Source organism: Pseudomonas sp. SMN11 (assembly GCF_052041945.1).
Classification (GTDB): Bacteria; Pseudomonadota; Gammaproteobacteria; order Pseudomonadales; family Pseudomonadaceae; genus Aquipseudomonas.
In genome coordinates this window covers 1-9,566 of the sequence record NZ_JBKGGW010000068.1, presented here as the reverse complement: position 1 = coordinate 9,566, position 9,566 = coordinate 1, and the positions used below count along the sequence as shown (strand labels likewise).

The following is a 9,566-nucleotide window of genomic DNA, read 5'->3' as shown; positions in this document are numbered from 1 at the left end:
CCACTCGTCCGCCTCAACGCCATCCTCAGCCAGTCACACCCCCAAATACCGCAAACTCCACAACACCCCCATACCCACCGCCAGGGTCAGCAGCGTACTGCGCGTGCGCCAGGCAACCAGCCCCGCCACCACAGCCGCCGGTATCTGCGGGTTGCTCCAGTCGATACCCGGCTGCCCGGCCTTGAACACCACGGCCGGCAGCACCAGCGCAGCCAACACACTGGCCGGTACATACACCAGCGCACGGCGCAACATCGGCGGAATGCGCAACGCGCCGTAGAACTCGATGAACGACAGCCGTATCGCAAAGGTGCCCAGGCCGATAAGGGCGAAGGTGATCCATGGTGTCATGTCGTTCATGGCGCCTCCGCTGCCACGGGTGCGCCCTTGCGCAGTTGTTCGATGCTCAGCCCGCTGATCACACCGCCCAGCGAGGCGACCAGCAAGCCGAGGTTGTAGGGCAGGTCGTGTGCCAGCACCGCCAGCGCGCCGCCCACCACCGCTGCGCCCAGCATCGCCGGGTTACGGATGCCTGGCACCAGCAGTGCCAGGAACGACAGCGGAATGGCAAAGCCCAGCGACCAGGACTCCGGAATGCCGGTACCCAGGTACACACCCGCCAGCACCGCCAGGTTCCAGCCGAACCACATCGGCAAGGCGGTCCCCAGGTAGTACGGGAAGGCAAATCGACCGAGGCCGCCAGCGCCGAACTTCAGGCTGCACAGGGCGAACGACTGGTCGGAAAGCAGGTAGGACAACGACCAGGTTTTGCGGCGTGGCAGCTCGCTCAGGTGCGGGGCCAGGGCGGCGCTGTACATCAGGAAGCGCAGGTTGATCACCAACGCGGTGACCACCATGGTCAGTGGCAGCGCGCCGCTCTGCATCAACTGCAGCACCACCATCTGCGCGGAGCCGGAATAGAACAGCAGGGTCATGCCCATGGCATCGAGCGGCGACATGCCAATACCGATGGCCGTCACCCCGGTGATCAGACCGAAGGGCACCATGCCGGTCATCAGTGGCAGAACCGCGCGGACACCCTCGGTGAATGCGTGCATCGCGCTTTTGTAGTGCATCTGGGTTCCTTGAACATTCATCAGGCTCGCTCAAGGTAAAACCCGCCCGGCTTGGTAACAACGCAGATTTCTGGAATATTAGGCCTAAAAAAAATAGGCCTTGAACCATGTCACTCGATTCACCTACCCGGCACACCCTGCAGCTCAATGCCCTGCGCGCCTTCGAGGCGTCGGCGCGACTCGGTGGTTTTGCCCGGGCTGCCCACGAACTGAAGGTCACCCCAGGGGCAATTGCCGCGCTGATCAAGACCCTGGAAACCCAGTACGGCGCCGCCCTGTTCGAGCGCCATGCCAAGGGCGTGCGCCTGACCCCGCTGGGCGAAAGCGTGAAGACGCAGTTCACCGAGGCCTTCGATGCGGTGGAGGAGGCTGCCCGAACCTTGCGCCGGCTGGCCGCGCCGCAGCGGGTGCATATTGTCACCTCGCCGGCATTGGCCCAGCTGTGGATCGGGCCGCGGCTGCCGCGCCTGACCGAAATGCTCGCCCCCATCGAGGTCTCCGTGACGGCGGTCGATGAACCGCCAAACCTCAAGCGGAGCCCGTTCGACCTGTGCCTGTTCTACGTCGAGCAGGTCGAGCGCGGCCAGCGCAAGCTGGCCGATGAAGACATCCTGCCGGTGTGTAGCCCCGCGCTGGCCGCGCAGATTATGGCGCCGGCAGACCTGGCCAGTGCGCGCTGCATCAAGGATGTCGGTTGGCAGGACTGGGATGTCTGGTCGGCGGCGATCATGCCTGAACAGCACTTCGTGGCCCGAGGCCCCGGTTTTTCCCTTTATTCGATCGCGGTGCAGCAAGCGTTGCTGGGCGCCGGAGTGCTGATCGGGCGCAGGAGCCTGATCCAGCCGTACCTCGACAGTGGCGAGCTGGTCGCCCCCTTGGCCCGCTCGGTGCCGTTGGGGTTGACCATTGCGGCATGGCGCTTGCCAGGTGCCACGGGCAACCCACGCGTGGCGGCGGTGGAAGAGGCCTTGAAACGGCTGGCCTGAGGTGTGGCCAACATTGCGCTGGCCACACCCGGGTTTCAGACCTGCTCGGTTTGTGCTGTCTGTCCGGCCACCTTGGCCTGGGCCTTGATCTCAACGTCTTCCTTCATGCGCTGGGCGATCTGCTCATCGACCTTGGCTTGCTGCTCAGGTGGCAAGGCGTTGTACTCATCCTCGGTCATGCCCAGTTCCTGAAGAATCTTTTCCTTGATCTTCTCTCCCGGGGATTTGGCCATGTAGTCGCGGAAATCCTGCACTGCATCGCTGGTTACCGGGGTGCTGGCGCCGGCCTGCTGGCGGGCGGCGAGGTCGGGGTTCTGCAGCATCACCTTGAGCTTGGCGAAGGCTTCTTCGCGGGCATCGTCGGCATTCTGCTGCGAAGTGCTGCCCTGGCTGTTCTGCTGCGCAGAGGCATTGCTGGTGGCCAGCGGTGCACGGAACGGCACCAGCTCGGCTTGCGCCTGGTCGTGGTTGATGCGCTGCTGCTGGTGCACGGTGGCCTGCCAACCCAAACCATTGAGGGTAATTGCCATGTTCTCCTCCTTGGACGTTACAAAGCGAGGAAAGCGGGGCAAGTCCCATGCCAGCCTTGCAAGTCGCAAAATAGGACGTTCGGGCTATTTCGGTCGTTGGCCGCCAGGCATATGCTTGCCTGTCATAGGAAACATGTTGCCGCCTGCGGCAAACACAAGCACTGTCGGCAGCCCCTTGATCGGGGCGCAGTTGCTGGACACCAGGGAGAGCGTCCATGAGTCAGGAAGCAATGCCAGCACCTGCCGGCTTCAGTGAACAGCAGTTGGCCACGCTGTTCGCGTTGATCAGCGATGGCATCTGGGACTGGGATGCCAATACCGGCTACGTCTACCGCAACCCCGGCTGGTACGCCATGCTCGGCTACGAAAGCCATTCCATGGCCAACACCGTACTGACCTGGGAAAGCGTGATCCACCCCGAGGACTACCCACGGGTGATGGCGCACTTCGAGGCTTACATCAACCAGCGCAACGAGCGCTATCTCATCGAGTACCGCTGCCGCTGCCACGATGGCAGTTACCTCTGGGTCGAGGACAGCGGCCATATCATCGACCGCAACGAGGATGGCTCGGTGGCGCGCATGCTCGGTGCGCACCGCAATATCGATGCAGGCAAGCGCCTGGTGGCGCAACTGGAGCGGAAGAACCATTCGCTGGAAGCCCAGGTGGCCGAGCGCACCCGCGAGCTGTCGTGGGTCAACCAGCAGCTGCAACGCCAACTCGACGAGAACCGCATCCTGGCCGAGCGCGACGCGCTGACCCGGATAGCCAATCGCTACCGGCTAGAGAAGACCCTGCAGCAGGAGTGCGAACGGGCCAAGCGCTTCCGCCAGCCGCTGGCGCTGGTGGCCATGGACCTGGATGATTTCAAGCCGATCAATGACCGCTATGGCCACGCCCGTGGCGATGCGGCGTTGATCCGGGTTGTCGAAAACCTGAGCTCCAGTCTGCGTGAACTTGACCTGCTGGCGCGCTGGGGCGGCGACGAGTTCGTCATGGTGCTGCCGCAGACCACGCTGGGCGAGGCACTCGACCTGGCAGGGGAATTGCGTCGGGTGATGGAGCGGCTCGAACCGGTAGGTGAGTGCCGGCTGACCATGAGTTATGGCGTGGTGCAATGGCGGGAAGGGGAGGGCCAGGAAGATCTGTTGGCCCGGGCTGACAAGGCCGTGTACCGGGCCAAGGGTGCGGGCAAGAACATGATTTCCGAGTGAGCCGGTAGCGGATAAAAAAGACCCGCGGCGCCAGGGGCGCAGCGGGCCAAATCGGCCTTGGCCGCTTCAGTGTCAGATATGCAGTGCGTGGCCCAGCGCGCGCAGTGCCGCTTCCTGTACCGCTTCACCCAGCGTTGGGTGAGCATGAATGGTGCCGGCCACATCCTCCAGCCGGGCGCCCATCTCCAGCGACTGGGCAAACGCCGTGGACAGTTCCGATACCGCTACGCCAACCGCCTGCCAGCCCACGATCAGGTGGTTGTCACGCCGCGCCACCACCCGCACGAAACCGCTTTTCGATTCCAGGCTCATGGCCCGGCCATTGGCGGCGAACGGGAACTGCGCGACGATGCAGTCCAGCCCTCGCTGGCTGGCTTGCTCTGGCGTCTTGCCGGCCACCACGACCTCCGGGTCGGTGAAGCACACCGCGGCGATCGCAGCGGGTTCGAAACGCCGGGTCTTGCCGGCAATGATTTCGGCAACCATCTCGCCTTGAGCCATGGCGCGGTGGGCGAGCATCGGTTCGCCGGCCACGTCACCGATGGCCCAGACGTTGCGCATGCTGGTCTGGCAGCGCTCGTCGATGGCGATGGCTGCGCCGTTCAGCTTCAGGTCCAGGCATTCCAGGTTGAAGCCTTTGGTCCGTGGCCGGCGGCCCACGGCCACCAGCACCCGGTCGGCTTCCAGGCGCAGTTGCCCGCCCTGGCCATCGCTGGCCAGCAGGCAGCCGTTTTCATAGCCTTCGACGCTGTGGCCCAGGCGCAGGGCGATGCCCAGCTTCTTCAGCGATTCTGCTACCGGCGCGGTCAGTTCGCCGTCGTAGGTCGGCAGAATGCGCTCGCGTGCTTCCACCACGCTGACCTGCGCACCCAGCTTGCGATAGGCGATGCCCAGCTCCAGGCCGATGTATCCGCCGCCCACCACCACCAGGTGCTTGGGCAGAGCCTTGGGCGCCAGGGCTTCGGTGGAGGAAATGATCGGCCCGCCGAGTGGCAGCATTGGCAGTTCGACGCTGTGCGAGCCGGTGGCCAGCAGCAGGTGCTCGCAGCGGATGCGCTGGCCGTCGACCTCAACCTGTTTGCCGTCGAGGATCTTCGCCCAGCCGTGAATCACCTTGACCCCATGCTTTTTCAGCAAGGCGGCCACGCCGGTGGTGAGGCGGTCGACGATGCCGTCCTTCCAGGCCACGCTCTGGTCGATGTCCAGGCGTGGGCTATCGACGCTGATGCCCAGTGGCGACTGCCCGGCAAAGCGTGCGGTCTGGTGGAACTGCTCGGCCACATGGATCAGCGCCTTGGACGGGATGCAGCCAATGTTCAGGCAGGTGCCGCCCAGGGCCTGGCCTTCGACCAGCACGGTAGGGATGCCCAGTTGCCCGGCGCGGATGGCGGCCACGTAGCCGCCGGGGCCGCCGCCGATGATCAGCAGGGTGGTGTCGATGATCTGGGACATGCTCACTCCAGGAACAGGCAGGCAGGTTGTTCGAGCAGGCCACGCACGGCCTGGATGAACTGCGCGGCATCCATGCCATCGACCACTCGGTGGTCGAACGAGCTGGAAAGGTTCATCATCTTGCGCACGACGATCTGGCCGTCGATCACCACCGGGCGCTCGACGATGCGGTTAACGCCGACGATCGCCACTTCCGGGGTGTTGACCACCGGGGTGCTGACGATGCCGCCCAAGGCGCCGAGGCTGGTCAGGGTGATGGTCGAGCCGCTCAGTTCTTCTCGGCTGGCCTTGTTGCTCCGTGCGGCGTTGGCCAGGCGCGAGATCTCGCCGGCATTGGCCCACAAGCTGGCGGCTTCGGCATGGCGCAGTACCGGCACCATCAGGCCGTTGTCACCCTGGGTGGCGATGCCCACATGCACCGCGCCGTGGCGGGTGATGACCTGGGCTTCGTCGTCGTAGGTGGCGTTGATCTGTGGGAAGTCGCGCAAGGCCACGACCAGGGCGCGGACCAGGAAGGGCAGCAGGGTCAGCTTGCCACGCGTGTTGCCGTGCTTGGCGTTGAGCTGCTGGCGCAGGGCTTCCACTGCGGTAACGTCGATCTCTTCCACGTAGCTGAAGTGCGCGACACGCCGCTTGGCATCCTGCATGCGCTGGGCGATCTTGCGGCGCAGGCCGATCACTTGCACCTGCTCGCTGTCGGTGCGCTTGGCATAGCCGCTCGGGGCCTGGCCGGCAGCGCTGTGCGGCTTGCTCATGAAGGCGTCGAGATCTTCGTGCAGAATGCGCCCGGCCGGGCCGCTGCCATGCACGTAGCGCAGCTCGATGCCGGCATCCAGGGCGCGCTTGCGCACCGCCGGCGAGGCCAGCGGCTTGTCGCCCGGCTGGCGCGGCACGATAGCGGCTTCAACGTGATGCTCGGGTGCCTGCAAGGCTGCCAGCTGTGGTGCTTTGGCTTCTGGCTTGGGTGCAACAGGCGCCACGGGCGCGCTGTGGGCTTCCACAGGCTTGGCCTGCGGCACATCCACATGGTTGCCGCTACCTTCCACTTCGATGCGGATCAGCTCGCTGCCGACCGCCATCACTTCACCGGGCTGGCCGCCCAGGGCCAGCACCTTGCCGCTGACCGGCGACGGGATTTCCACGGTGGCCTTGTCGGTCATGACATCGGCCACCACCTGGTCCTCGGCGATCACGTCGCCAACCTTGACGAACCATTCCACCAACTCGACCTGCGCAATGCCTTCGCCAATGTCCGGCATCTTGATGACGTGCGTGCCCATTCAGACCTCCATGACCCGTTTCAATGCCGCGCCTACCCGTGAAGGGCCTGGGAAGTAAGCCCATTCCTGTGCGTGGGGGTAGGGGGTGTCCCAGCCGGTGACGCGCTCGATCGGTGCCTCGAGGTGGTGGAAGCAATGCTCCTGCACCAGCGACACCAGTTCGGCGCCGAAACCGCAGGTGCGGGTGGCTTCATGCACGACCACGCAGCGGCCGGTTTTCTTCACCGACTCGACGATGGTCTCCAGGTCCAGCGGCCAGAGGCTGCGCAGGTCGATGACTTCGGCGTCGACGCCGCTTTCCTCGGCAGCCACCTGGGCCACGTAGACCGTGGTGCCGTAGGTCAGCACGGTGACATCGTTGCCGGGGCGGGTGATGGCGGCCTTGTCCAGCGGCACGGTGTAGTAGCCGTCTGGCACGGCGCTTTGCGGGTGCTTCGACCAGGGGGTGACAGGGCGGTCGTGGTGGCCGTCGAACGGGCCATTGTACAGGCGCTTGGGCTCGAGGAAGATCACCGGGTCGTCGCATTCGATCGAGGCGATCAGCAAGCCCTTGGCGTCATACGGGTTGGACGGCATCACCGTGCGCAGGCCGCAGACCTGGGTGAACATCGCCTCCGGGCTCTGGCTGTGGGTCTGGCCACCATAGATGCCGCCGCCGCAGGGCATGCGCAGGGTCAGCGGGGCGATGAACTCGCCGGCCGAGCGGTAGCGCAGGCGGGCCATTTCCGAGACGATCTGGTCGGACGCCGGGTAGAAATAGTCGGCGAACTGGATTTCCACCACCGGGCGCAGGCCGTAGGCACCCATGCCCACGGCAGTGCCGACGATGCCGCTTTCCGAGATCGGGGCATCGAACACCCGCGATTTGCCGTACTTGGTCTGCAGGCCTTCGGTGCAACGGAACACGCCGCCGAAGTAACCGACGTCCTGGCCGTAGATCACCACATTGTCGTCGCGCTCGAGCATGACATCCATGGCCGAGCGCAGGGCCTGGATCATGGTCAGTGTGCTGGTGGCCATGGCGGTTTCCGGGTTGATGCTGTTGTTGTGATCGTTCATCTCAGACCCCCAGTTCCTGGCGTTGACGGCGCAGGTGGTCAGGCATTTCCTTGTACACGTCCTCGAACATCGAGGCCGCGCTCGGGATGTGGCCGTTGGCCAGGGTGCCGTACTGTTCCGCTTCCTTCTGCGCGGCGATGACCGCGGCTTCGAACTCGGCGGTGGTGGCCTTGTGTTCTTCCTCGGACCAATGGCCGATGTTGATCAGGTGCTGCTTCAGGCGGGCGATCGGGTCGCCCAGCGGGAAGTGGCTCCAGTCATCGGCGGGGCGGTACTTGGAGGGGTCATCCGAGGTCGAGTGCGGGCCGGCGCGGTAGGTGACCCACTCGATCAGCGAGGGGCCCAGGCCGCGACGGGCGCGTTCGGCGGCCCAGCGCGAGGCGGCGTAGACGGCGACGAAGTCATTGCCGTCGACCCGCAGCGAGGCGATGCCACAACCCACGCCACGGCCGGCAAAGGTGGTCTGCTCGCCACCGGCGATGGCCTGGAAGGTGGAGATCGCCCACTGGTTGTTGACCACGTTGAGGATCACCGGGGCGCGGTACACGTGGGCGAAGGTGAGGGCGGTGTGGAAGTCCGACTCGGCGGTGGCGCCGTCGCCAATCCAGGCCGAGGCGATCTTGGTATCGCCCTTGATCGCTGAGGCCATGGCCCAGCCGACCGCCTGCACGAACTGGGTCGCCAGGTTGCCGCTGATGGTGAAGAAGCCGGCTTCGCGCACCGAATACATGATCGGCAACTGGCGGCCCTTGAGCGGGTCGCGTTCGTTGGACAGCAGCTGGCAGATCATCTCCACCAGCGACACGTCGCGAGCCATGAGGATGCTCTGCTGGCGATAGGTCGGGAAGCACATGTCGGTGCGGTTGAGCGCCAGCGCCTGTGCGCTGCCGATGGCTTCTTCGCCCAGGCTCTGCATGTAGAAGGACATCTTCTTCTGGCGCTGGGCAACCACCATGCGGCTGTCGAAGATGCGCGTCTTGAGCATCGCGCGCATGCCTTGGCGCAGGATCTGCGGGTCGATGTCCTCGGCCCATGGGCCTAGGGCGTTGCCTTGCTCGTCGAGCACGCGGACCAGGCTTTTGGACAGGTCGGCGGTGTCGGCAGCGTCGACATCGATCGGGGGTTTACGGACTTGCCCTGCGTCGTTCAGGCGCAGGTAGGAAAAATCGGTCTGGCAGCCTGGCCGGCCGGTGGGCTCGGGCACATGCAAACGCAGGGGGGCGTACTCGTTCATGCTTTTTACGCTCGCTCGGATGTTGTTTTTGTGAGCTCTGAAGCGGCCGCCGCTGAGTACCGGCTTGTGACTGGTAGGTCAGCGTCATTTACATCTTAGTGGGAGGGCAGGAGAATTTTTCTCTCAAGTTGATTGCCTTTGTCTGGCAGGGGAGATAAACATTCCGGATAAACATAAAAAACCGGTGAATTTGTCTCATGCGCAAGCTCGATCGTACCGATATCGGCATTCTCAACAGCCTTCAGGACAACGCTCGTATCACCAATGCGGAACTGGCGCGGTCGGTGAACCTGTCGCCGACGCCCTGTTTCAACCGGGTCAAGGCCATGGAAGAGTTGGGGGTAATCCGCCAGCAGGTGACCTTGTTGTCGCCAGAGGTGCTGGGGCTGGACGTGAACGTGTTCATCCATGTCAGCCTGGAAAAGCAGGTCGAGCAGGCGTTGCACCGCTTCGAGGAAGAGATCGCCGAGCGGCCGGAGGTGATGGAATGCTACCTGATGACCGGCGACCCGGATTACCTGTTGCGGGTGTTGTTGCCGAGCATTCAGGCTTTGGAGCGGTTTCTCGATTATCTGACGCGGTTGCCAGGGGTGGCGAATATCCGCTCGAGCTTTGCCCTCAAGCAGGTGAGATACAAGACGGCGTTGCCGTTGCCCTCCAATGGCATGACACTCCGTGAGTGAACTCAGGCATTCCCCCCTGTAGGAGCGGCCTTGTGTCGCGAAAGGGCTGCGA

General features: G+C 64.4%; 10 protein-coding genes. 3 read left to right on the top strand and 7 right to left on the bottom strand.

Going from position 1 to position 9,566, the window contains the following annotated elements:
• Nucleotides 1-33: 33 nt before the first annotated feature.
• Together ACLEJU_RS28285 and ACLEJU_RS28280 are read right to left on the bottom strand one after the other, a co-directional pair.
• Nucleotides 34-360: an AzlD domain-containing protein gene (locus ACLEJU_RS28285; protein ID WP_435425501.1), complete on the bottom strand. Its 327-nt coding sequence runs from the start codon at nucleotides 358-360 to the stop codon at nucleotides 34-36.
• The gene (locus tag ACLEJU_RS28280; RefSeq protein WP_435425502.1) at nucleotides 357-1,076 is read right to left on the bottom strand and encodes an AzlC family ABC transporter permease; all 720 of its coding nucleotides are present in this window, start codon (nucleotides 1,074-1,076) and stop codon (nucleotides 357-359) included. The genes ACLEJU_RS28285 and ACLEJU_RS28280 overlap by 4 nt, the downstream gene beginning before the upstream one ends.
• Nucleotides 1,077-1,183: 107 nt before the next feature.
• Here ACLEJU_RS28280 and ACLEJU_RS28275 point away from each other — a divergent pair, with 107 nt between their 5' ends.
• Nucleotides 1,184-2,062 carry a LysR family transcriptional regulator gene (locus tag ACLEJU_RS28275; protein ID WP_435425503.1) on the top strand — a complete coding sequence of 293 codons (879 nt, stop codon included), beginning with the start codon at nucleotides 1,184-1,186 and terminating at the stop codon, nucleotides 2,060-2,062.
• A 35-nt stretch (nucleotides 2,063-2,097) separates the two neighbouring features.
• On the opposite strand, the gene ACLEJU_RS28270 is transcribed toward ACLEJU_RS28275, so the two are convergent.
• Nucleotides 2,098-2,592: a hypothetical protein gene (locus tag ACLEJU_RS28270; protein ID WP_435425504.1), complete on the bottom strand. Its 495-nt coding sequence runs from the start codon at nucleotides 2,590-2,592 to the stop codon at nucleotides 2,098-2,100.
• 215 nt (nucleotides 2,593-2,807) lie between these two features.
• Here ACLEJU_RS28270 and ACLEJU_RS28265 point away from each other — a divergent pair, with 215 nt between their 5' ends.
• Nucleotides 2,808-3,806: a diguanylate cyclase gene (locus ACLEJU_RS28265; protein WP_435425505.1), complete on the top strand. Its 999-nt coding sequence runs from the start codon at nucleotides 2,808-2,810 to the stop codon at nucleotides 3,804-3,806.
• A 72-nt stretch (nucleotides 3,807-3,878) separates the two neighbouring features.
• Here ACLEJU_RS28265 and lpdA read toward each other — a convergent pair whose 3' ends face one another.
• The 4 genes from lpdA to ACLEJU_RS28245 are packed head-to-tail and all read right to left on the bottom strand — an operon-like array spanning nucleotide 3,879 to nucleotide 8,831.
• Nucleotides 3,879-5,258, bottom strand: coding sequence for a dihydrolipoyl dehydrogenase (gene lpdA / locus ACLEJU_RS28260; RefSeq protein WP_435425506.1), 1,380 nt, complete (start codon nucleotides 5,256-5,258; stop codon nucleotides 3,879-3,881).
• A 2-nt stretch (nucleotides 5,259-5,260) separates the two neighbouring features.
• A complete protein-coding gene (locus ACLEJU_RS28255) occupies nucleotides 5,261-6,538 on the bottom strand; it encodes a dihydrolipoamide acetyltransferase family protein (RefSeq protein WP_435425507.1) in 1,278 nt (425 codons plus the stop codon).
• A complete protein-coding gene (locus ACLEJU_RS28250; protein WP_110636399.1) occupies nucleotides 6,539-7,597 on the bottom strand; it encodes an alpha-ketoacid dehydrogenase subunit beta in 1,059 nt (352 codons plus the stop codon). It abuts the gene before it with no gap.
• Nucleotide 7,598: 1 nt separating this feature from the next.
• Nucleotides 7,599-8,831, bottom strand: a complete 1,233-nt coding sequence (locus ACLEJU_RS28245) for a 3-methyl-2-oxobutanoate dehydrogenase (2-methylpropanoyl-transferring) subunit alpha (RefSeq protein WP_435425508.1) — start codon at nucleotides 8,829-8,831, stop codon at nucleotides 7,599-7,601.
• Nucleotides 8,832-9,028: 197 nt separating this feature from the next.
• On the opposite strand from ACLEJU_RS28245, the gene bkdR reads away from it, so the two are divergent.
• On the top strand, nucleotides 9,029-9,514 hold the full coding sequence (bkdR, locus tag ACLEJU_RS28240; protein WP_012315571.1) for a Bkd operon transcriptional regulator BkdR: 486 nt from the start codon (nucleotides 9,029-9,031) through the stop codon (nucleotides 9,512-9,514).
• The last annotated feature ends 52 nt before the right edge of the window (nucleotides 9,515-9,566 follow it).

What these genes read in the sequence shown, in the direction of transcription:
- ACLEJU_RS28265 (WP_435425505.1), top strand. Translation starts at nt 2,808, where the DNA reads ATGAGTCAGGAAGCAATGCCAGCACCTGCCGGCTTCAGTGAACAGCAG.
- ACLEJU_RS28255 (WP_435425507.1), bottom strand. Translation starts at nt 6,538, where the DNA reads ATGGGCACGCACGTCATCAAGATGCCGGACATTGGCGAAGGCATTGCG.
- ACLEJU_RS28280 (WP_435425502.1), bottom strand. Translation starts at nt 1,076, where the DNA reads ATGCACTACAAAAGCGCGATGCACGCATTCACCGAGGGTGTCCGCGCG.
- ACLEJU_RS28250 (WP_110636399.1), bottom strand. Translation starts at nt 7,597, where the DNA reads ATGAACGATCACAACAACAGCATCAACCCGGAAACCGCCATGGCCACC.
- ACLEJU_RS28270 (WP_435425504.1), bottom strand. Translation starts at nt 2,592, where the DNA reads ATGGCAATTACCCTCAATGGTTTGGGTTGGCAGGCCACCGTGCACCAG.
- lpdA (WP_435425506.1), bottom strand. Translation starts at nt 5,258, where the DNA reads ATGTCCCAGATCATCGACACCACCCTGCTGATCATCGGCGGCGGCCCC.
- ACLEJU_RS28285 (WP_435425501.1), bottom strand. Translation starts at nt 360, where the DNA reads ATGAACGACATGACACCATGGATCACCTTCGCCCTTATCGGCCTGGGC.
- ACLEJU_RS28275 (WP_435425503.1), top strand. Translation starts at nt 1,184, where the DNA reads ATGTCACTCGATTCACCTACCCGGCACACCCTGCAGCTCAATGCCCTG.
- ACLEJU_RS28245 (WP_435425508.1), bottom strand. Translation starts at nt 8,831, where the DNA reads ATGAACGAGTACGCCCCCCTGCGTTTGCATGTGCCCGAGCCCACCGGC.
- bkdR (WP_012315571.1), top strand. Translation starts at nt 9,029, where the DNA reads ATGCGCAAGCTCGATCGTACCGATATCGGCATTCTCAACAGCCTTCAG.